This window comes from Albidovulum salinarum, from assembly GCF_025673475.1.
Classification (GTDB): domain Bacteria; phylum Pseudomonadota; class Alphaproteobacteria; order Rhodobacterales; family Rhodobacteraceae; genus Albidovulum; species Albidovulum salinarum.
In genome coordinates, this window is sequence record NZ_JAOVQO010000020.1 from 1 (window position 1) to 22290 (window position 22290).

Consider the following 22290-nt stretch of genomic DNA (forward strand, 5'->3'; position numbering starts at 1 on the left):
TCGGCTGGGAGCCCTACCAGAGCGACCACGAGGACGCCAACGGCCAGTTCGAGATGAACTGGAAGTACGACAACGTGCTCGCCACCGCCGACAAGCACTCGTTCTTCAAGTTCATGACCCGCTCGATCGCCGAGAAGCACGGCATGCGCGCGACCTTCATGCCCAAGCCCATTGCCGGCAAGACCGGCAACGGCTGCCACGCCCATATCTCGGTCTGGGACGGATCGGGCCGCGTCAACGCCTTCGCCGACAACTCCAAGGAACTGGGCCTCTCCGACCAGGGCCGCGCCTTCCTCGGCGGGATCATGAAGCACGCGAGCGCGCTCGCCGCGATCTGCAACCCCACCGTCAACAGCTACAAGCGCATCAACGCCCCGCGCACCATCTCGGGCGCGACCTGGGCGCCCAACTCGGTGACCTGGACCGGCAACAACCGCACCCACATGGTGCGCGTCCCCGGTCCCGGCCGCTTCGAGCTGCGCCTGCCCGACGGCGCGGTCAACCCCTACCTGCTGCAGGCCGTGATCATCGCCGCCGGGCTCTCGGGCATCCGCACCAACGCCGACCCCGGCCCGCGCCACGACATCGACATGTACAAGGACGGCCACACCGTCACCGGCGCGCCGAAACTGCCGCTGAACCTGCTCGACGCGATCCGCGCCTACGATCAGGACGAGGAGTTGAAAGAGGCCATGGGCCCCGCCTTCTCTGCCGCCTTCATCAAGCTCAAGACCGAGGAATGGAACGCCTACGCCTCCCACTTCACCCAGTGGGAACGCGACAACACCCTCGACATCTGAACCACCCCCTTCCCTCCCCCCCAAACTGCCGCCGCAATCAAATGCGGCGGCCCTTTCTTGCGGGGGAAGGAAACCGCGGCGCTGCGCTGCGTCAATGTGGCCGCCCGCGGCGGGCCATAGGCTGCTATGATGACGAGACGCGTCGCGGCCTGCGGCCAGGTGCAGCGGCGGCGCGGGGAAGGGGAGCCATGTCCACCCGGGCCGCGAGTTTCCGGATCGATTGCAGCGCGTGTCTCGACGCGACAGGCAAGCCGATCGGCAAGCTGCCGGATTTCGCCGAGGATGCAAACACGCTCGCCGCGCTCTACGGCGCGATGGTGCGGACCCGCGCCTTCGACGCCAAGGCCATCGCGCTGCAGCGGACCGGGCGGCTCGGCACCTACGGGTCGAGCCTCGGCCAGGAGGCGATCGGCGTCGGCGTGGCGAGCGCGATGCGCGTTGAGGACGTGCTCCTGCCCTCGTTCCGCGAGCATGGCGCGCAGCTCTGGCGCGGCGTGACGCTGGAGGAGCTGTTCCTCTACTGGGGCGGCGACGAGCGCGGCAACGACTTCGCGGGCCCGCGCCGCGATTTCCCGGTCTGCATTCCGGTCGGGACGCAGTTTCCCCATGCCGCCGGGGTCGCGCTGGCGATGGTCCAGCGCAAGGAGTCGGGCGTCGTGGTGGCGATGGGCGGCGACGGTGCCACCTCGAAGGGCGACTTCTACGAGGCGCTGAACCTTGTCGGCGCCTGGGACCTGCCGGTCGTCTTCGTGATCAGCAACAACCAGTGGGCGATCTCGGTGCGCCGAAGGGAGCAGACCGGGGCGCAGACGCTGGCGCAGAAGGCGATCGCGGGCGGTCTGCCCGGCGCGCAGGTCGACGGCAACGACGTGATCGCGGTCCGTGCCGCGACCGAGCGCGCGCTCGCGCACGCCCGCGCCGGCGAGGGCGGAAGCCTGATCGAGTGCCTGACCTACCGGCTCGGCGACCACACCACCGCCGACGATGCCAGCCGTTACCGCGAGGATGAGGAGGTCAGCGCGCACTGGAAGGAGGAGCCGCTGGTGCGGCTCCGCAATCTTCTCGTCGCGCGCCACGGCTGGGACAAGGCGAAGGAGGAGGCGCTTCTGCGCGAGGTGCGGGCCGAGGTCGAGGCGGCGGCCGATCGCTATCTCGCCATCGAACCGGCGCCGCGCCGGGCGATGTTCGACCATCTCCACGCAACCCTGCCGCCCGACCTCGCCGCGCTGGCCGAGGAGGCGGCGGGCGATGGCTGAGTTGACCATGATCGAGGCGATCCGGGCGGCGCTCTCCCATGCGCTTGAGACCGATCCCGACGTGATCCTCTTCGGCGAGGATATCGGCATCGATGGCGGCGTCTTCCGCGCCACCGACGGGCTCATGCAGCGGTTCGGCTCGGCGCGGGTGCGCGACACGCCGCTGTCGGAGACGGTGATAGCCGGCATGGCGGTGGGCGCGGCCGCGATGGGGCTGAGGCCGGTGGCCGAGATCCAGTTCTCGGGCTTCCTCTATCCGGCGCTCGACCAGCTCGTGAACCATGCGTCGCGGCTCAGGAACCGCACCCGCGGGCGGCTCACCTGCCCGATGGTGCTGCGCGCGCCCTATGGCGGCGGCATCCGCGCGCCCGAGCACCATTCGGAGAGCCCCGAGGCGATGCTCGCCCATATCCCCGGCTTGCGCGTCGTGATCCCGGGCTCGCCGGCACGGGCCTACGGGCTTCTCCTCGCGGCGATCCGCGATCCCGATCCGGTCGTGTTCCTCGAACCGAAGCGGATCTACCGCGCGGTGAGCGAGGCGGTGGAGACCGATGGCGCGGCGCTGCCGCTCGACCGGGCGTTCCTCGTTGCCGAGGGCGAGGACCTCACGCTCGTCGCCTGGGGGGCGATGCTGGCCGTGGCGGACGAGGCGGTGGCGCGACTCGCCGAGGAGGGCATCTCGGCCGAGCTCATCGACCTCGCCACGATCAAGCCCTACGACCGGGTGGCGGTGCGGGCCTCGGTCGCCAAGACCGGGCGCTGCGTGATCGTGCACGAGGCGGCGCTGACGACGGGGTTCGGCGCCGAGATCGCGGCTGACCTGGCCGAGCATTGCCTGACGCATCTGATCGCGCCAATTCGCCGGGTCGCGGGCTACGACACGGTCATGCCCTATCTCAGGCTCGAGGCGCAGTACCTGCCGGATACCGGACGCATCCTTCGAGCCGCCCGCGAGGTGATGGAGTTCACATGACGACATTCAGGCTTCCCGACCTCGGAGAAGGGCTGATGGAGGCGGAGATCGTCGCCTGGCAGGTCTCGGTCGGCGATCATGTCACGACCGACCAGCCACTCCTGTCGGTGGAGACCGACAAGGCGGTGGTTGAGATCCCGGCCCCCTATGCGGGCACCGTCAGGGCGCTTCTGGCCGACCCGGGCGAGGTGGTGGCCACAGGCGCGCCGCTTGTGGAGATCGACACCGGCAAGGGCGCGGACACCGGTGCCATCGTCGGCGACTTCGCGGCGCCGGAGCCGGCACGGCCTACCGCGCCGGTTCGGGTCGCGCACAAGGCGCCAGCAAGGGTTGCCGCCGCGCCGGCGGTGCGGCGGCTCGCCGAGGAGCAGGGCGTCGACCTTGCGGCGCTCAAGGGAAGCGGGCCGGGCGGGGCGATCACCTCGGCCGATGTCCGGACGGCGACCTCGGGCCTCTCGGGCGGCGCGGAGCTTCGTGGCGTGCGCAGGGCGATGGCGCGCGCGATGGCAGCGGCGCACCGCTGCGTCGCGCCGGCGACGGTGACCGACCGCGCCGATATCCACGGCTGGCCGCCGGGCGAGCCGCCGACGCCGCGGCTCGTCCATGCCATCGTCGCCGCCTGCCGGGCCGAGCCCGCGCTCAATGCCTGGTTCGACGGGACGCGGCGGCAGCTTCACGACCATGTCGACCTCGCGGTCGCGGTGGACACGCCCGACGGGCTTTTCGCGCCGGTGCTGCGCGGCGCCGAGGCAGCGGAGAACGTCGCCGCGGAGGTCGCATCCCTTCGCCGGGCGGTGGAGGCCCGCACGCTCGCGCCCGAGGATCTCAGGGGCGGCACGATCACGCTGTCGAATTTCGGGATGATCGCGGGCGAGCATGCGGCGCTCGTGGTGACCCCGCCGCAGGTGGCGATCGTCGGCGCGGGGCGGATCGCCGAGGCGGTCGTCGCAGTCGGCGGTGCCCCGGCGGTGCGACGGCTTCTGCCGCTGTCGCTGACCTTCGATCATCGCGCCGTCACCGGCGGCGAGGCCGCGCGGTTCCTCGCCGCGCTCCGCGCCGATCTGGAGCGGCCGGCGATCAGCGGAAAGGAGGCGGGCGATGGATGAGGTGTTCGGCTTATGTGACGAGTTCGGTCCGCAGAAGGTGGTGCATGTCGACAACCCCTCGACCGGTCTCCGGGCGATCGTGGTGATCGACAGCATCGCCTGCGGCCCGGCGATCGGCGGCACGAGGATGGCGCCGGACGCGACGCTCGAGGAATGCGCGCGGCTCGCCCGCGCGATGACGCTGAAGAACGCCGCAGCCGGCCTGCCGCACGGCGGCGCGAAATCGGTGATCCTCGCCGACCCCGCGATGCCCATTGCGCGCAAGCAGGCGCTGATGCGCAGCTTCGCGGTGGCCATTGCCCAGCTCTCCGACTACACGCCCGGACCCGACATGGGCACCGACGAGACCTGCATGGCCTGGGTCAAGGACGAAATCGGCCGCGCCGTCGGCCTGCCGCGGGTGCTGGGCGGCATTCCCCTCGACGAGATCGGCGCGACCGGCTTCGGGGTCGCGGTGGCCGCCGGAGTCGCGGAAGGCTTCTCAGACATCCGGCTCGACGGCGCGGCGGTGGCGATCCAGGGCTTCGGCGCGGTCGGCCGCCATGCGGCGCAGTTTCTCGCCGGGAAAGGCGCGCGCCTGGTCGCGGTGGCGGATTCGAAGGGCGCAGTCTTCGATCCCAAGGGGCTCGACCTCGCGCCGTTGAACCAACTGAAGGCAGAGGGCCGGAGTGTCGCCGAGCTGGACTCGAAACGCGCCGGCCCGGCCGAGGCGGTGATCGGCGCCGACTGTGATATCCTGATCCCGGCGGCGCGGCCCGACGTGATCACCGAGGCCAATGCGGCGTCGGTCCGGGCTGCGGTGGTGATCGAGGGCGCCAACATACCGGCGACGGACGCGGCAGAGGCGATCCTGCACCGGCGCGGCATCCTCGTCCTGCCGGATTTCATCGCCAATGCCGGCGGGGTGATCTCGGCCGCTGTGGAACTTGCCGGCGGCTCCGAGGCACAGGCGATGGACAGCATCGCCGAGAAGATCGCGCGCAACACCCACGAGGTTCTGGAGCGCGCAGAGGCCGGCGGCCTGACCCCGCGCGCCGCCGCCCTCGCGCTGGCCGAGGCGCGCGTGATCGAGGCGATGGCGCTCCGCCGCGTCTTCTAGGCGGGCTTGACCGGGATCATGGCGGGGGTGGGGGCGGACCGGCAGGCTTCGCTGGAGAGCGCAAATGGGGGGCTTGAGCGATGGCATTCAACCCAGCGGAAATACCGGGTCTCCCCGCCGAGGAGCTGGCCCGGCGCTGCGATCCGGCAGAGCTGCCGTTCGGCGCCACCGACGAGATCGAGGGGCTTGACCAGCTCATCGGTCAGGACCGGGCGATGGACGCGATCCGGCTTGCTGCCGAGATGCGGCATCGCGGCTTCAACCTGTTCGTGCTGGGACCGACCGGAACCGGGCGCCGTTCCGCGGTCGACCGGCTTCTTGCCGAGCAGGCGCAGAAGCTGCCGGTGCCGGACGACTGGGCCTATGTGAACAACTTCGACGCCCCGGACAAGCCGCGCGCCCTTCGGTTGCCGCCAGGCACTGCGCAACGGCTCAGGGGCGCGATGCAGGGGCTCGTCGACGACCTCGCGATCGACATCCCGGCGCTCTTCGAGTCCGACGAATACCAGACCCAGCGCCGTGCGCTCGACGAGGAATACGGCGAGCGCCAGGAAACCGCGATGGCCGATTTCGTCGAGAAGGCGAAGGCCGAGAATGTGGCACTCCTGCGCACGCCGATGGGGTTCATGCTGGCAGCGATCCGCGACGGAAAGGTCGTCAAGACCGAGGATTACGACAAGCTGGACGAGGCCGAGCAGCAGGCGATCGACGAGAAGATCGCCCGGCTTCAGGAGGAACTTGCCAAGGTCCTGCGCGAGGCGCCGAAGCTCGACAAGGAGTTGCGCGGCAAGATCGAGATCCTGCACGCGAGCATGGCCGAACGCGCGGTCTCGGCCCGTGTCGGCGAGCTCAAGGCGGAGTTCTGCGATATCGCCGCGGCCTGCGCCTATCTCGACGACGTCCACAAGGACATGATCGCCAATGCCGAACTGTTCCTCGCCGCGCAGGCCAATGCCAAGTCCGGCCCGTTCCCCGAGGCGATCCGCAAGTACCACCGCGAGCCGCCCTTCGAACGCTATGTCGTCAACGTGATGGTGTCGCGCGACGGGCCGGAGGCAGGCGGCGCGCCGGTCGTGGCCGAGGATCTGCCGACGCTCGATCACCTCACCGGGCGGATCGAGCATGTTTCGCAGATGGGCGCGCTGATCACCAATTTCACCCTGATCAAGCCCGGCGCGCTGCACCGCGCCAATGGCGGCTACCTTGTGCTCGACGCGCGCCGCGTGCTCACCGAGCCCTTCGCCTGGGAAGCGCTGAAACAGTGCCTCAAGAACCGCTCGATCGCGATCACCTCGATGGCCGAGCGGCTGAGCATGGTCTCCACGACCTCGCTGCAACCCGATCCGATCCCCCTCAGGGTGCGGGTCGTGCTGATCGGCGACCGGGTGCTGCATGCGCTCCTGGTGATGCTCGATCCCGATTTCGCGGACCTCTTCAAGCTGCAGGCCGATTTCGAGGAGTCGATCGACCGGACGGGCGACACGGTCGTGCCCTTCGCCCGGCTGATCGCGGCCCATGCCGTGCGGGACGGGCTGAAGCCCTTCGCGGCGGCGGGCGTGGCGCGGATCATCGACGAGGCGACCCGGATCGCCGACGACAGCAAGAAGCTGACCCTGCATCTCGGCGCGCTCTCCGATCTGATGCGCGAGGCCGACCACTATGCCGGCGGGGCCGGGCGCGCCCGGGTCGAGGCCGAGGACGTCGCCCGCGCCGTCCGCGAGAAGGACCGGCGCGCCTCGCGCGTGAAGGACCGGATGCAGGAGGCGGTCACGCGGGGCACGATCCTGATCGACACCGACGGCGCGAAGGCCGGGCAGGTCAACGGGCTGTCGGTCATCGGGCTCGGCGATTTCCGCTTCGGGCGGCCGTCGCGGATCACCGCGCGGTGCCGGATGGGGGCGGGCAAGCTCATCGACATCGAGCGCGAGGTGGAACTTGGCGGGCCGCTCCACTCAAAGGGCGTGCTGATCCTCGCGGGCTACCTCGCCGCCACCTACGCGCTCGACGCGCCTTTCTCGCTCCACGCGAGCCTCGTCTTCGAGCAGAGCTATGGCGGGGTGGATGGCGACAGCGCCTCCTCGGCCGAACTCTATGCGCTCCTGTCGGCACTCTCGGAGCTTCCGGTGGCACAGGGTTTCGCGGTGACGGGATCGGTGAACCAGACCGGGGAAGTGCAGGCGATCGGCGGCGTCAACGAGAAGATCGAGGGCTTCTTCGAAACCTGCCTGACGCGCGGGCTGACCGGGCGGCAGGGCGTGCTGATTCCGAAATCGAACGTCGAGCACCTGATGCTGCGCGACGATGTGGTCGAGGCCGCCCGCGCGGGCAGGTTCCGGGTGATCCCGGTCGCGACGATCGACGAGGGCATCGCGATCCTCACCGGGCGGGCGGCGGGCGCCCGGGATGCGACCGGCGCTTTCCCCGAGGACAGCGTCAACGGCCGGGTCGAGGCGCGGCTGCGCGAATATGCCGAGGCGCGGCGGCGGTTCGGCCGCACCGGCCGCGGCGAGGAGGGCAGGGGCGGCGAGGGGGATGCGCCATGAGCGCGGCGACCGTGACGCGGCGGCGCATCCTCATCGGCGCGGGCTCCTTCGCCGATGCCGAGACCGCCATCGCCATCGCCGAACGCATCGCCGAGGCGGTCGCCGCCGATCTCGGCGGTGTGATGGTCGAGGAACCGGACGCGGCCGGGGTCGCCGGCCTCCACTGCCAGCGCGTCGTCACCTCCTCGGGCATGCTGATGGTCGCACCCTCCAGCGCCCAGATGCGGATTCTCGTGGCCAGCGACGCGCGGGCGTTCCGCGCCCGCCTGGCGCGGGTGGCCGAGGCCCGCGCGCTCCACTGGAGCTTCGAGCGGCGCAGGGGCGAGCTTGTCAGTGGTCTCTGGGAGGCGGCGCGGAGTTGGGACCTACTGCTCCTCGGCCACCGTCCGGTCCATCGCCGGCGCGGCAGCGTCGTCGCGATCCTGCCGACTGGCGCGAGCGAGAGCGACGCGCGTGCGCTGGGCGAGACGCTGGCCTCCGCGCTCGGGACCGGGATCGTGACGATGGGGCCGATGGCCGGCGCGGAGGCGGAGGCCGAGGAGGCGCTCCTGCGCCGGGTCGGCCGGACCAATGCCGCCGTGGTGATCGTGGATCTCGCGGCGGGCCCGTTTCGCGGCCCCGACGCGCTGCGACGGCTCCTGGACGCCGCGCGCTGCCCGGTGCTGGTGATCGGCGCCGGGAGGGCGCCGGCAACGATCGCCCATACGACGCAGATCCCGCCCGCCCCGCATGAGGACGGTTCGACCTGAGCGCGCAAGTTCGGGCAGCCTATGTCGTTCCGGGGCGGGAAGCGGTCGGAACCAGCTTGACAGCCCAACCGAGCAAAGGGCATGACGGCTGCCGATGGTCCCGGCCAAGCCAAGCGCGGCCGGGTGAAAAGGGAACACGGTAAGGAAGAGCCGCAAGGGCGCCGAAGCCGTGACTGCACCCGCAACTGTAGGCGGCGAGCGACCCCCGGATACCACTGGCCCCAAGACGGGCCGGGAAGGTGGGGCGAGCATGGACCCGCAAGTCAGGAGACCTGCCATCGACGAACGTAGCCAGACCGGGCGGGCTGCCCGGGGAGGGTGTCGATGACTTGTGCCGGACGCGGTCCCATGCCGGGCGCTGCCTTGGCAGGCCATCATCCTTGCGTCGCGATGCGCGGCGCGGGGTCCTTCCCCTGTTGCCCTCCGGTCGCCACCTGACCCCGAGGGAGACCCCATGTTCCTGCGCACCGGCCTGACGGCCCTGCTCCTGTCCTCCACCGCCGCCGTCGCGGCGGAAGGCCCCACCCAGTACCCGCTCACCATCGAGAACTGCGGCGAGACGATCAGCTTCGACGCCGCCCCCGGCGCGGCGGTGAGCGTCGGCCAGGCCGCGACCGAGATCCTCTATTCGCTCGGCCTCGGCGCCAAGGTCGCCGGCACCTCGGTCTGGTTCTCCGAGGTCCTGCCGGAATTCGCCGACCTTAACGCCGGGATCGAGCGGCTCGCCGACAACGACCCGAGCTTCGAGAGCGTCGTCGCAAAGAAGCCGGGCCTGGTCGCGGTACAATACGAATGGCACGTCGGCCCCGAGGGCATCGTTGCCACGCGCCAGCAGTTCCACGACCTCGCGATTCCGACCTACATCCTGCCCACCGACTGCGTCGCCAAGGACAACTCGACCGGCGCCGACGGCACCCGGCTTGCGATGTTCTCGACCGCGAGCGTGCATCAGGGCATTCGCGAACTCGCCGCGATCTTCGACGTGGCCGCGAATGGCGAGGCGCTCGTCGCCGACCTGATGGCGCGCGAGGCCGCTGCCGTCGAAAAGGCACAGGCGCTCGGCCTCAAGGACGCCTCGGCGCTCTTCTGGTTCTCCTCGACCGAACTCGCCGCCGATCCCTTCGTCTCCGGCCAGAAGGGCGCGCCGGGCTACATGATGGAGAAGCTCGGACTTAGGAACGTCGTGGAAAGCGACGAGGAGTGGCCGACCGTCGGCTGGGAGACGCTGGCCAAGGCCGACCCGACCGTGATCGTCATCGCCAGTATGGACCGCCGCCGCTTCGAGGCCGACGACGCCGAGAAGAAGCTCGAGTTCCTCAAGACCGATCCGGTGGCGAGCCAGATGACGGCCGTCAAGGAAGGCCGCATCGTGGTGATGGACGCCCAGACGATGGACGCGACCATCCGCAGCGTGAGCGGCGTTGAAGAACTCGCCGACGCGCTCGAGTCCTACGGGCTCGCGCAATGAGCCTCGCCGTCGCGGGTTCGGGCGGCGCGGGCCGCCGCATCGGTGCGTGCGGTCTGGCGCTGGCCGGGCTCGCGGCGGCGCTTCTAGCTGGCGTGGTGATCGGCGAGACGGCGCTGCCGCCTCTGACCGTCCTCCAGGTGCTGGCCAACAAGGTTCTCGGCGCCGGGTACGCGCTCGATCCGGTGGACGAGGGCATCATCTGGAACTACCGGCTGACGCGGGCGATCGTCGCGGCGGCCTGCGGTGCCGGTCTCGCAGTGTCGGGCGTGGTTCTGCAGGCGCTTTTGCGCAACGCGCTCGCCGATCCTTACGTGCTCGGCATCTCGGCCGGGGCCTCGACTGGGGCGGTGGCGGTGACGATCGCCGGGCTCGGCGCGGGCCTCCTGTCCCTGTCCTTCGGCGCCTTCATCGGCGCGGTCCTCGCCTTCGGCATCGTCGCGCTGCTCGCGCGCGCGGCGGGGGGCGGCGCGGGGGCGGCGGGCGCGGCGCAGATCGTGCTGGCCGGGATCGCGGGCGCGCAGCTTTTCAACGCGCTGACCGCGCTCATCATCGCCAAGTCGGCCAATTCCGACCAGGCGCGCGGCATCATGTTCTGGCTCATGGGAAGCCTCGGCGGCGTGCGCTGGCCCGATGTCTGGCTCGCGGTGCCGGTTGCGGTGGCGGGCGTCCTGATCGTGGCGCTCCATACCCGCGCGCTCGATGCCTTCGCCTTCGGCTCGGAAGCCGCCGCCTCGCTCGGCGTGCCGGTGCGGCGGGTGCAGGCGGCGCTGATCGGCTCCTCGGCCCTGATCACGGCGGTGATGGTGTCGATGGTCGGCGCGATCGGCTTCGTCGGCCTCGTCATCCCCCATGCCGCGCGCTTCCTCGTCGGGCCGCGCCACGGGCGGCTCATCCCCGCCTCGGCCTTCATGGGGGCGGTGTTCCTGATCCTCGCCGACATCCTGTCGCGCGTGGTCATTCCGGGCCAGGTTCTGCCGATCGGCGTCGTCACCGCGCTCGTCGGCGCTCCGGCCTTCGCGGCGATCCTTGTCAGGGGAGGGCGGCGGCTGTGATCGACGCACATGAACTGAGCTTCTCCGTCCGTAACCGTCGGCTCCTCTCCGGCGTCACGCTGGGCCTCAAACCGGGCGAGACGCTCGGTCTTGTCGGGCCGAACGGCTCGGGCAAGTCGACGCTGCTGCGGCTTCTGGCCGGGCTGACGCGGCCCGAGGCCGGCGCCGTGAGGCTCGACGGCGCGCCGCTGGCGAGCCTGCCGCGCCGCACCGTGGCGCAGCGCGTAGCCTTCGTGGCGCAGGCCGCCGAGACCGCCGAGCGGCTAACCGGCCGCCAGGTGGTAGAACTGGGCCGCACGCCCTGGCTCGACGCGCTGGCACCTTGGTCGGAGGCCGACGAGAGCATCGTCGACGGCGCGCTTGCCACGGTCGAGATGCTGGATCTGGCCGAGCGGCAGTGGGGCACGCTCTCGGGCGGCGAGCGGCAGCGGCTCCACATCGCCCGCGCGCTGGCGCAGCGGCCCGATATCCTCCTCCTCGACGAGCCGACCAACCATCTCGACATCCGCCACCAGCTCGCGATCCTGCGCCTCGTGGCCGAGCTGCCGGTCACCAGCGTCATCGCGCTCCATGACCTCAACCAGGCGCGGATCTGCGACCGGATCGCGGTTCTTCACCAAGGCCGGCTCGTGGCGCTCGGCCCCGCCGAAGAGGTGCTGACTCCTGACCGCCTGCGCGCAGTCTTCGGTGTCGCCGCGCGGGAACTAACCGATCCCGCCGATGGAAGCCGCCTTCTCCATTTCCACGCCATCGCCTGACCGGATCCCATGACCCAGCATCCCCGGCCCATGCCCGGCCTTGCCAACCACACGCTCCGCGAGGAGATCCGCGACTACTGGTCGCGCCGGTCGGAGACCTTCGACCGCGCCTTCGGCCACCGAATCGCGCCGGGGCCCGAGGCTGCGGCCTGGGCGCAGCCAATGCGCGACCATCTCGGGCCCGAGCCGCTCAGGGTGCTGGAACTGGCCTGCGGCACCGGAGAGGTGACACGGCTCGTCCATGATCTCGGCCATGACGTTACTGCGCTCGATTTCTCCGAGGCGATGCTGGCGGTGGCCAAGGCAAAACACGTGGGCAAGGCGCGGCTGCGCTTCCTTCTCGCCGATGCCGGCCAGACGATGGAGCCGACGGCGCGCTACGACGCGATCCTCTGCCGCCATCTGGTCTGGACCCTGACCGAGCCCGAGGCGGCCTTCACCGACTGGCACCGGGTGCTTCGGCCCGGCGGGCGGCTCCTCATCTACGACGGCGACTGGGCGCGGCCGAAGCTCTCGGGCCGCTGGGCCGCGAAGGCACTCGCGCTCTGGGAGCGGCTCTCGCCCGATCCCGATTACGACGGCGCGCTGGGCGAGCGCCACGCTGCGATCATGGAGCGCCTGCCGTTCGGCGACGGGCTCACCGCGGCGCGGCTCGCGCCGATGCTGGAGGCGGCGGGCTTCACCGACATCCGCACCCAGTCGCACGAGCCGATCGCCCGCGCGCAACGCCGGACGAACGGGCTGCGCAACCGGCTGCGCACCCGTGTCTACCAACGCTTCATCCTGACCGCGCGGAAGGGATGACAATGGTCCCACCGCCGCACTTGACCCTTGTCAATGTCGGGCCTGCGCCTTTGGGCAAGAGTACCCTCGGACAGCGCGACCCATGCAGGAGGATGAAAATGGCCAAGCCCAAGCTCGACACCAACCCCGCCATGGATTTCGGTCGGCAGGCCATGGCGGCTTTCAGCCTCAATCCGCTGGCCGGACCGCCGGTGCACCAGTTCTGGGAGGTGCAGGAGAAGCTCCTCGACGAGGCCGAGGAGTTCACGCGGCTCTGGTTCGCGCGGCGGCACGCGGCGGCGCGGACGGCGATCAAGACGAGCAAGGAAGCGATGGAGCGCGGTGGCTCGGACCCGACCGCGGTGTTGCGGATGGTGAGCGAGTGGCAGGCCCATTCCGCCGAACGGCTCACGGAGGACATCCGGCAATGGACCGAGCTCTGCTCGCGCTGCGCCGGACATCTCGCGCTTGGCGAGGTGGCGGCGGGCGAGGAGGCGCTGGAGAAGGCGTCCAAGGAGATCGCCAAGGCCGAGGCGAAGCACGCGACGCCGGTCTGACGGGCTTGGCAGTCGGCGGGTCGGCTGGACGAGTTACCGCGCATAGGCGGGGCTGACCGGCCAAGTCGGACGACTTGCGCTGCCCGGTCGGGGGCTCCGGGGTGGTTCTTCACGGGATGACGGGAGCCGAGGATGCCGGAACTGGCGCTGGACAAGCCATTTGCGCTCGCAGCGGACGCGGTTGCGACCGCGCTCTCCACGGATCCCGCGCAGGGCCTTTCGACCGTGGAAGCCAAGCGGCGGCAGCGGCTTTGCGGGCCGAACCGGCTGCGCAGGCGCGTCGCCAGAAGTGCGCTCTCCATTCTCCTGCACCAGTTCAGCGGGATCATCGTCTGGCTGCTTGGCGCGGCGGTGGTACTGTCGCTGATCTTGGGCGATCTCGCCGAGGCCGTCGCGATCCTCGTCGTTCTCGTGATCAATGGCGCAGTCGGCTTTTTCACCGAGCTACGCGCGTCGCGGTCGATGGAAGCGTTGCTGCGGATCGCGGAGGTCCGGTCGCTGGTCCGTCGCGACGGGCGTGTCCGCAAGGTCGATGCCCAAGACCTCGTGCCGGGCGACATCGTGCTTCTGGAGGCGGGCGACATCGTGACCGCCGACCTGCGGCTGGTCGAGGCGTCGAACCTGCAGGTCGACGAATCCGTCCTGACCGGGGAATCGGCTCCGGTCGAGAAGGACACGCCCCGCGTCGCCGCCGACGCGGGGATCGGCGACCGCGCCAACACGGCCTTCAGGGGCACCGCGATCACCCGGGGTGCGGGCGAGGGGATCGTGGTCGCGACCGGCATGGGCACCGAGATCGGCAGGATCAGCGATCTCGCGCAAAGCGCCGACGGCGAGGCCTCGCCGCTGGAGCGTCGGCTCGACCGGCTCGGGCACCGGCTGGTCTGGCTGACGCTCGCGCTCGCGGTGCTGACGATCTTGGCAGGCGTGCTGCAGGGGCATGCCTTCGGCACCATGCTGCAGACCGGCGTCGCGCTGGCGGTGGCGGCGGTGCCCGAGGGTCTGCCGGTCGTGGCGACCCTGTGCCTTGCGCGAGGGATGTGGCGGATGGCGGCGCGCAACGCCCTGATCACCCGGCTCTCGTCGGTCGAGACGCTGGGGGCGACGACGGTCGTTCTCACCGACAAGACCGGTACGCTGACGGAAAACCGGATGGCGGTGGTGCGCTACCTGCTGGCGGGCGGCGATGTGGCGTTCGAGGCGAAGGGCGAGGCCCGCGCGGGGGATGACCGTCTCGCGGCGGCGCTGCGGGTCGGGGCGCTCTGCATTAACGCCGAGCCCGGCGACGGCGCGGCGGAGGATCACGGCGGCGACCCGATGGAGATCGCGCTCCTTACCGCCGCCGAAGCGGCCGGGATCGGGCGCGGATGGTTGAAGGAGCACTATCCCCGCGTGCGGAAACACGCCTTCGATCCCGACCGCCGGATGATGGCCTCGGTCCATGCCGACGGCGCCCGCTTCCTCTACGCGGTCAAGGGAGCGCCCGAGGCGGTCCTCGAGGCCTGCGACCGCCAGCTCGGCGCGGAGGGTCCGGTCCCGCTCGACGCAAGCGGGTGCGCGGACTGGGCGCGACGGCAGTCAGAAGCCGCGCGGGAGGGGCTGCGGCTTCTGGCGCTGGCGATGAAGGAGGCGGCATCGGACGGCGATCCGCCCTACGAGGGGCTGACGCTCGTCGGCCTCGTCTGTTTCCTCGATCCGCTCCGCGCCGATGTGCCCGAGGCGTTGCGCGCCAGTCTCGATGCCGGGGTGCGGGTGGTGATGCTGACCGGCGATCACGCCGACACGGCGGCCACGATCGCGCGGCACGCCGGGCTCGGGGAGGACGGGCTCGTCGTGATCGAGGGCCGGGACCTGCGCGGCTTCGACGCCGAGACGGCCGGGGAGGACATGCGTGAGCGGGTGCTCGCGGCCGACGTCTTCGCCCGCGTCGAGCCCGAGACCAAGCTGCGCCTCGTGTCGCTGTTCCAGAAGCACGGCCATGTCGTCGCGATGACCGGCGACGGCGTGAACGACGCTCCGGCGCTCAGGAAGGCCGATATCGGCATCGCGATGGGGCTGCGCGGCACCGAGGTTGCGCGCGAGGCGGCCGACATGGTGCTGATGGACGACGCCTTCGCGACGATCATCGCCGCGATGCGGCAGGGACGGGTGATCTTCGCGAACATCCGCCGGTTCGTCGTTTACCTGATGTCGTGCAACGTGAGCGAGGTCCTGGTCGTCGGCCTCGCCGTCGCCGCCGGCCTGCCGCCGCCGCTCCTGCCGCTGCAGATCCTGTTCCTGAACCTCGTCACGGATGTCTTTCCCGCCTTCGCGCTCGGCTTCGGGCGGGGCGGGGACCGCGTCATGCGGCGCCCGCCACGCGATCCGGGCGAGCCGATCGTCGGGCGGCCGGAGTGGATCTGGATCGGTGTTCTGGGGGGCATCATCACCGCCGCGACGCTCGCCGCCTTTGGACTCGCGCTGTTCTGGCTCGGTCTTGACCCGCAGCGGGCGGTGACCGTCGCCTTCGTGACGCTCGCGCTCGCCCAGCTCTGGAACGTGTTCAATGTCCGGTCGGTGGGCGGGCGGCTCCTGCGGAACGACGTGACGCGGAACCCGTTTGTCTGGGCTTCGCTCGGCTTCTGCACGGTGCTGATCGCGCTGGCCCTGTGGTGGCCCGGCCTGTCCGGCATCCTCGACCTGCCGCACCCCGGCGCAGCGGGCCTTCGTCTTGCCGTCGGCCTGAGCTTCGGGCCCCTCATGGTCGGACAGCTGTTGCTGGCCCTGCGGCGGGTGGTCTGGTCCGAGACGCGGGAGGGTGCAACGGACTCCGAAACGGCAGCGCCGCATCCTCCGCACGACTGACGCGCGTCAATGCAGCGCCGGCCGATCGGCGCCATCCTGACCCGTGATCCGAACGCGCCTGTCGCCGGAGCGACGGCGCGAGATCGGCTGTCGGGAGGACAACATGACAGACCATCAAGGGAATCTGGTGACCTGCCCTGAAGACGAAGGGCAAACACCGCAATCTGAAGGCCGCCGCGGCTTTCTCAAGCTCGCGGCACTGACCGGCGCGGCGGCATCGCTGTCGACGCGGCGGGCGCTCGCAAACGGCGACATCGGCTATCACGCGATGGATCTGCCGGACGACAAGCTCGTCGACATGTACCGGACGATCCTGAGGATCCGCTGGCACGAGCGGACCCAGGCCGACCAGATGCTCGCGAACCCCGACTACCGGGGCTACAACCACTTCTATGCCGGGCAGGAGGCGGTCGCGACCGGCGTCTGCGCGGCCCTGCGCAATGACGGGCCGTTCGAGCAGATCGACCTCGTCTATTCCTCGCACCGGCCCTCTGGCCATGCCATCGCCAAGGGCGTCGACATCCCGACGATGGTGGCCGAGATGGACTTCCGCGCCACCGGCATGAACGGCGGCTACGCGGCCGAGATGCATATCTCGGACCCCTCGGTGGGCTTCATCGGCGCCGACGGGATGATCGGCCCGGCGCCGGTCATCGCCTCGGGCTCGGCCTTCGCCTTCCGGGCGCGCGGCTCGGACCAGGTGGCGGTGGTCTTCGCGGGCGACGGCAACTACGCCGCGCCGCATTTCCATTCCACGCTCAACAACGCGAAGCTTCTCGACCTGCCGCTGATCTATGTGTGCGAGAACAACCTCTATCACCAGTACGCGCATTACTCGTACTCCTGCCCGCACAAGGACATCGCCGATGCGGCGGCGGCTTACGGCATTCCGTCGCGCACGGTCGACGGCCAGGACGTGACCCAGGTCTACAACGTCGCGAAGGAGGCGGTCGACCGCGCCCGCGCCGGCGGCGGCCCGAGCTTCATCGAGGCCAAGACCTACCGCTACTACAACCACTGGGGCGCCCCCGGCGCCAAGGAGGGCGAGCTCGGTGCCTTCGGCTACGACCCGCTCGCCATCACCTCGTTCCGCCCCGAGCGCGAGGTCCGCGCCTGGATGCAGCGCGATCCGGTGGACATCGCGCGCAACATCCTCGTCGGTTGGGGAATCCTCGAGGAACAGAAGGCGCTCGACATCGAGGCGGAGGTCAAGGCCGAGATCGCGGCCGCCTTCGAATGGGCGCTCTCGCAACCGCTCTGCACGCCCGAGGATGGTCTCAAGCACGTCTTTGCCGAAGGCACGGTGCCGGCCCGCCAGTTCGGCTGACCCCATTGCCTTCGCGCGTGAAAGGATACGCAAATGACTGAGAAAAGCTGGATGTATTCGGTCCTTGAGGCCGTGCAACACGAGATGCGCGAGGATCCGGCGCTGACCTGGATCTTCGAGCTGACCCCGCCAGTGGCGTCGAACCCGAACATGCCGGTGATCAACCTCGAGACCGAGTTCGGCCGCAAGCGCGTGGTCAATACCGGGATCGACGAGAACTGGATGGCATCGGCGGTGCTCGGCGCCGGGCTCGCGGGCTCGCGGGCGGCGACCTACATCCCCTATCAGGGCGCGCTGATGCCGCTCGAGGTGATCCAGAACGTCGCCGGGAAGCTTCGCCACATGACCGGCGGTAAGGCCGCGATGCCGGTGGTCTGGGTGATCGAGATGACCGGCCAGACGCCCGGCTTTGCGGGGCAGCATTCCTGCTACGAGGAGGACAGCTTCTACATGCACATCCCCGGTGTGCGGACGGTCATCCCGTCGACGCCCTATGACGCCAAGGGGATGATGCACGCCGCGCTGCGCTCCCCCGATCCGGTGGTCTATCTCTATCCCGCCGGCCTCAGGACGCTGACCGAGGAAGTGCCCGACGAGCCCTACGAGGTGCCGCTCGACAAGGCGGCGGTGCGGATGGAAGGCAGTGACCTCACCATCGTCAGCTCCGGCGGCGGCATGCCGGGGGTGCTGGAGGCTGCGGAAGTGCTGAAGGGTGAGGGCATGGGGGTCGAGGTCATTGATCTGCGGGTCTTGAAGGAGATGGACACCGAGACGCTCGTCACCTCGGTCGCTAAGACCAAGCGGCTTTTGACGGTGGACCAATCCTACTACACGCTCGCTCCGGGGGCCGAGGTCGTCGCCCGCTGCGCCGAGAACGTCGAGGGCGCTCGGTTCAAGCGGGTCGCCTTCCCCGACGCGCCGCCGCCGGCCTCGCCGGAGATGTTCCTGTGGATGCGGCCGAACGCCGAAGGCATCGCGGGGGCGGCGCGTGCGCTCGTCGGCTGACACGGCGCGCGACGGCGGCGCGGCGGTGGACCCGGTGGACGCCGCCCCGCGCTGCCAGTCCTGCGGAAATGGCCGGCTCGCGCGCGACCGGATCAAGACCGCGCTCTGGTCCGGCAGTCGGCTTGTGGTGGTCGAGGACGTGCCGGCGCTCGTCTGCGGGCACTGCGGCGAGCAGTTCTACGAGGACGAGACGGCGATGCGGCTCGACATGCTGAAGGGGGGCGGCTTTCCCTCCGCCGAGGCGACGCGCGAGATGGTCGTGGCGGTCTTCGCCTTCGAGGCGCCCCGGCCGGACGATGGGGGCGGGGGCGATGAGCGTTAGGAGGCTCTTGGCGGCGGTCGTGGCCGGGCTCTCCGCCGCGCCCGCGCTGGCGGACGATTTCGCCTTCATGCCGCCCGGCGGTGGTTCGATCCTTGCCGGGTCGCTCTTGCCCGGCGACGCGACGGGCCTTGCCGAGGCGGCCGCCCGAAAGGCGAGCGCCGAGGACTGGGCCGCCTGGGCGCGCGAGCGCAATCCCGACTTGCCCGACGCCGCCATCGAGACCTTCGCGGGCTATGCCGCGCTGAACTTCCCCGTGGCCGCCGAAGCGGCGCAGTCGCTCGCCGAAACCGGCGATCCGGCGCTCCTGCCGCCCGACGGCAAGGAACTGGCGATCGCCCAGTGCCAGTTCTGCCATTCGCTTTTCACCGGTTACCTGATGCAGGACCGCGACGAGACCAACTGGCGCGGCACCTTCAAGGCGCCGTTCCATGCCGAGATCCCGATGAGCGAGGTCGAACGCGACACCTTCGCCCATTACTCCGCGATCAACATGCCGCTGAAGTTCGGGGACGTGCCGCCGGAACTCCGGTTCTGACATCTGTGAGGGAGACGAGCCGATGAAATGTTCCCACCGCCGCGCGGCCTTCCTGACTGCCCTGATCGCTGCCGTGGCGGTCGCGGCCGCCGCTCAGGACGAGGTCTTCGCCTTCATCCCCGACGGCGGCCGGACGCTTCTGGAGACCGCGCGCGCGGAGCGGCTGCCCGAGGGGCTCGAAGGCGCCATCGCTTCGCAGGAGGGCGATCCCGAGACCTGGCGCGGGCGGCTGGAAGCGGCGCAGGCCGACGCGCCCGCGCTCGCCGCGCTCGACGCCTGGCAGACCGATACGCTGGCGCATTACCTTGCCGCCAACGCGCCCCTCGCCGCGGGCGAGTTGCCACGCGACGGGCGCGACATGGCGCTGCAGCTCTGCCAGTCCTGCCACATCATCACCGTTGTCGTCACGCAGGAACGCACCCGCGAAGCCTGGCTCCGCACGATGAACTCGCCAAGCCATATCGAGATTGCAACGACGCCCGCCGAACGCGAGGCACTGGCGGATTACCTCGTGATCAACGCGGGCATACCGATCGACCAGATCCCGCCGGAACTGCGCGCTGGCGGGGCCTCCTACTGAGGCGCAGACGGGTCAGGGGGCGAGGGAGGGCGCCTTGCGATGCTGTTCACCACGCTCGACTTCCTGCTCTTCCTTCCCGCCGCCGTCCTCGTCTTCTGGCTCCTGCCGGCGCGCCTGCGGCTGGCATGGCTCGTGCTGGCGAGCCTCGTCTTCTACGGCAGCTTCGGGCTCGGGAACCTGATCTATCTCGCCGCCGTCGTGATCATCGTCCTTGTTGTCGGGCGGGTGCTGCGGGCCAAGGCGCCGGGCGCGCGGCGCGCGGCGTTGTGGGTGGGCACGCTCGCCATCCTCGCGATGATGGGGCTCCTGAAGTACTACGATCCGGTCGCGGCGGGCATCGACGGGCTGCCGGCCCTCGGCCTCACCTCGCCGGCGGGGTTCTCGTTCTACGCCTTCACCGCGATCGCGCTGATCGTCGACCGCTACCGCGATCCGGAGGCGGCGCGGGCGGACGACGCGCAGGAGGTGCTCTACCTTGCGTGGTTCCCGAAGATCCTCGCCGGCCCGATCGAGCGGATCGAGCCGTTCGTCGAGGAGCTGAACGACAAGACGCCGCTCGGCTGGCCGCAATTCGCGGCGGGCTTGCAACTCATCCTCTGGGGCCTCGTCAAGAAGGTCGTGATCGCCGACAATCTCGCGCCCTTCGTCGACCGCACCTATGCGATCCCGGCCTACGCGGTGCCCATCGAACTCATCCTCGCAAGCTACTTCTTCGCCTTCCAGATCTACTGCGACTTCTCCGGCTATACCGACATCGCGCGCGGCACCTCGCAGCTGTTCGGCATCCGGCTCTCGGAGAACTTCCGGCGCTCCTACTTCGCGCATTCGGTGGGCGAGTTCTGGTCGCGGCGTTGGCATGTCTCGCTCGCCGACTGGTTCCGGGACTATGTCTACTTCCCGCTCGTCGGCCCCGAGCGAAAAGCCTGGCGGATGTATGCCGGGCTGATGGTCGTCTTCGTCCTGAGCGGCATCTGGCACGCCGGTCTCGGTTACGGCATCGGCTGGGGCTTCGTCGCCTGGGGGCTCCTGAACGGCGTCTATCTCTGGGGTGAGCGGGCGCTCAACCCGCTCAGGCGGCGGCTTCGCAAACGGCTTGGCGGAGGCTGGCTCGGGCGGGTGCACGAGATCGCGGCGATCCTCACCGTCTTCCACCTCGTGCTGGTCAGCTGGGTCTTCTTCCGGGCCGGTGACCTCGGTGACGCCATGACGATCCTCACCCGGATCTGGCAGAGCCTGCCGGGGCTGCCTGCGCTCCTGACCCGCTACCCGTTCACCGGCGAACAGGCCTTCCTCGCGCTTCTCATCGCCGCGCTCCTCGTGATCGAGGCGGCGATGGAGCGGCCCGCCACCGCCGACCGCTTCGCCACCGCGCCGGCGCTTTTGCGCTGGCCGGTCTGGCTCGCCTGCCTGTTCGCGCTGATCCTCCTCGGCCGGTGGGACAGCGAGGTCTTCGTCTACATGCAGTTCTGAAAGGCATTGGAATGCACAGCCTCAGCCGCCCGCCGCCGACCTTGCCGTGGACCCGTATCGCGGCCTTCCTCGGCCTCTTCGCCGCGATCTACGTCGCCGCCGCCGCCATCGCCGAGGTCCGCGTCGGCCGGGCCGGGCAGGGGGCGATGCAGGACCTCCTCGCCGCGAAGGGCAGCCAGGTCGACTGGATCGTCTTGGGCGCCTCGCATGCCCTGCCGCTCGCCTACGGCGGCGTTCCCGAACGGCTGGAAGCGGAGACCGGGCAGCGCATGATGGTGCTCGCCGAGGTGGGCGCGGGACCGCTTTACGCCGACTTCGTGCTGCGTCAGGCGCGTGTCGACATTGAGCCGAAGCATATTCTCTATGTCGCGGACTCGTTCGCGTTCCGTTCGCCCCGCTGGAACGAGGAGCGCATCGCCGACCGCAAGCTCCTGCGCAAGACGCCTTGGCGGGCCTCCACGCTCGGCATTCTGGCCGGGTTGGCCGGGTCGGAGGGCATCGCTCCGGGCGCGCTTCTCGACTATGCTCTGGGCTTTTCGAAGCTCAACCCACCCGACCGGTTCCCGCAAGACGACTGGCGCGGGGCGGAAAACTTCGACCGCAGCTTCCGGCCGTCGCGTCACGCCACCGGGGCGCGGATCGGCTATCTCTATCCCGAAGGCGCCGCGAAGGCGGACCCCGGCCGCTATCTCGACGCGCTGGAGGCCATGTTCGCGAGCGCCCGGTCCGAGGGTCTGAGCGTCACCGTCGTCAAGCTGCCGGTGCCGGACGCCTTCCGCGAGGCCCTGCCCGGCGAGACGGAGTTCGACGCCGCACTTGCCGCCCGCCTCGCGCCGCTCGGCATCCCGCTCCACGATCTGAGCGCGGCGCTGGCCGATCCGCGCCTCTACTTCGACACCGATCACCTCAACCGTGATGGCGTCGAACTGCTCTACGAACGCCATCTGGGACCGATCCTCGCGGCCGGCGGCTGACCGGAAGGGCGACTTGATCGGTGTCATGTTTCGGAACGGCGCAGCGTGTAGCCTCGGATCCCATCAGGCGATGAAGGGCAGGGCGATGG

The 22290-nt window shown here is 70.2% G+C and carries 19 protein-coding genes, 1 pseudogene and 1 riboswitch; all 20 genes and pseudogenes read left to right on the forward strand.

The window, feature by feature from the left end:
• Positions 1-800, forward strand: a pseudogene (locus OEZ60_RS18415) (type III glutamate--ammonia ligase); the annotation flags it as partial.
• Between the two features lie 188 nt (positions 801-988).
• Complete coding sequence (gene pdhA, locus OEZ60_RS18420; RefSeq protein ID WP_263339409.1) at positions 989-2056, forward strand: pyruvate dehydrogenase (acetyl-transferring) E1 component subunit alpha; 1068 nt, start codon at positions 989-991, stop codon at positions 2054-2056.
• Entirely contained in the window at positions 2049-3029 is a 981-nt protein-coding gene (locus OEZ60_RS18425) for an alpha-ketoacid dehydrogenase subunit beta (RefSeq protein WP_263339412.1), read from the forward strand. Before pdhA ends, OEZ60_RS18425 begins: the two co-directional genes overlap by 8 nt.
• Positions 3026-4135 carry a dihydrolipoamide acetyltransferase family protein gene (locus OEZ60_RS18430; protein WP_263339415.1) on the forward strand — a complete coding sequence of 370 codons (1110 nt, stop codon included), beginning with the start codon at positions 3026-3028 and terminating at the stop codon, positions 4133-4135. The genes OEZ60_RS18425 and OEZ60_RS18430 overlap by 4 nt, the downstream gene beginning before the upstream one ends.
• On the forward strand, positions 4128-5234 hold the full coding sequence (locus tag OEZ60_RS18435) for a Glu/Leu/Phe/Val family dehydrogenase (protein WP_263339418.1): 1107 nt from the start codon (positions 4128-4130) through the stop codon (positions 5232-5234). The genes OEZ60_RS18430 and OEZ60_RS18435 overlap by 8 nt, the downstream gene beginning before the upstream one ends.
• 80 nt (positions 5235-5314) lie before the next feature.
• Positions 5315-7777, forward strand: a complete 2463-nt coding sequence (locus OEZ60_RS18440) for a Lon protease family protein (RefSeq protein WP_263339421.1) — start codon at positions 5315-5317, stop codon at positions 7775-7777.
• On the forward strand, positions 7774-8526 hold the full coding sequence (locus OEZ60_RS18445) for a hypothetical protein (protein ID WP_263339424.1): 753 nt from the start codon (positions 7774-7776) through the stop codon (positions 8524-8526). Before OEZ60_RS18440 ends, OEZ60_RS18445 begins: the two co-directional genes overlap by 4 nt.
• Positions 8527-8604: 78 nt before the next feature.
• Positions 8605-8820, forward strand: a riboswitch (cobalamin riboswitch).
• Between the two features lie 160 nt (positions 8821-8980).
• On the forward strand, positions 8981-9994 hold the full coding sequence (locus OEZ60_RS18450) for an ABC transporter substrate-binding protein (protein ID WP_263339426.1): 1014 nt from the start codon (positions 8981-8983) through the stop codon (positions 9992-9994).
• Complete coding sequence (locus OEZ60_RS18455) at positions 9991-11046, forward strand: FecCD family ABC transporter permease (RefSeq protein ID WP_263339428.1); 1056 nt, start codon at positions 9991-9993, stop codon at positions 11044-11046. The genes OEZ60_RS18450 and OEZ60_RS18455 overlap by 4 nt, the downstream gene beginning before the upstream one ends.
• Positions 11043-11804: an ABC transporter ATP-binding protein gene (locus OEZ60_RS18460; RefSeq protein ID WP_263339430.1), complete on the forward strand. Its 762-nt coding sequence runs from the start codon at positions 11043-11045 to the stop codon at positions 11802-11804. The genes OEZ60_RS18455 and OEZ60_RS18460 overlap by 4 nt, the downstream gene beginning before the upstream one ends.
• 9 nt (positions 11805-11813) lie before the next feature.
• Positions 11814-12608 carry a class I SAM-dependent methyltransferase gene (locus tag OEZ60_RS18465; protein WP_263339433.1) on the forward strand — a complete coding sequence of 265 codons (795 nt, stop codon included), beginning with the start codon at positions 11814-11816 and terminating at the stop codon, positions 12606-12608.
• Between the two features lie 98 nt (positions 12609-12706).
• Positions 12707-13144 (forward strand): hypothetical protein, encoded by a 438-nt coding sequence (locus tag OEZ60_RS18470; protein ID WP_263339435.1) that lies wholly within the window; start codon positions 12707-12709, stop codon positions 13142-13144.
• A 132-nt stretch (positions 13145-13276) separates the two neighbouring features.
• Complete coding sequence (locus OEZ60_RS18475; protein ID WP_263339437.1) at positions 13277-15988, forward strand: cation-translocating P-type ATPase; 2712 nt, start codon at positions 13277-13279, stop codon at positions 15986-15988.
• Between the two features lie 103 nt (positions 15989-16091).
• Positions 16092-17315: a thiamine pyrophosphate-dependent dehydrogenase E1 component subunit alpha gene (locus OEZ60_RS18480; RefSeq protein ID WP_263339438.1), complete on the forward strand. Its 1224-nt coding sequence runs from the start codon at positions 16092-16094 to the stop codon at positions 17313-17315.
• Between the two features lie 33 nt (positions 17316-17348).
• Positions 17349-18320: an alpha-ketoacid dehydrogenase subunit beta gene (locus OEZ60_RS18485; protein ID WP_263339440.1), complete on the forward strand. Its 972-nt coding sequence runs from the start codon at positions 17349-17351 to the stop codon at positions 18318-18320.
• On the forward strand, positions 18304-18642 hold the full coding sequence (locus OEZ60_RS18490; protein ID WP_263339442.1) for a type II toxin-antitoxin system MqsA family antitoxin: 339 nt from the start codon (positions 18304-18306) through the stop codon (positions 18640-18642). Before OEZ60_RS18485 ends, OEZ60_RS18490 begins: the two co-directional genes overlap by 17 nt.
• Entirely contained in the window at positions 18632-19177 is a 546-nt protein-coding gene (locus OEZ60_RS18495; RefSeq protein ID WP_263339445.1) for a hypothetical protein, read from the forward strand. Before OEZ60_RS18490 ends, OEZ60_RS18495 begins: the two co-directional genes overlap by 11 nt.
• A gap of 22 nt (positions 19178-19199) precedes the next feature.
• Positions 19200-19757 (forward strand): hypothetical protein, encoded by a 558-nt coding sequence (locus tag OEZ60_RS18500; protein ID WP_263339448.1) that lies wholly within the window; start codon positions 19200-19202, stop codon positions 19755-19757.
• 39 nt (positions 19758-19796) lie between these two features.
• A complete protein-coding gene (locus OEZ60_RS18505) occupies positions 19797-21227 on the forward strand; it encodes an MBOAT family O-acyltransferase (protein ID WP_263339451.1) in 1431 nt (476 codons plus the stop codon).
• A gap of 41 nt (positions 21228-21268) precedes the next feature.
• Positions 21269-22201: a hypothetical protein gene (locus OEZ60_RS18510; protein ID WP_263339453.1), complete on the forward strand. Its 933-nt coding sequence runs from the start codon at positions 21269-21271 to the stop codon at positions 22199-22201.
• Positions 22202-22290: the final 89 nt, after the last annotated feature.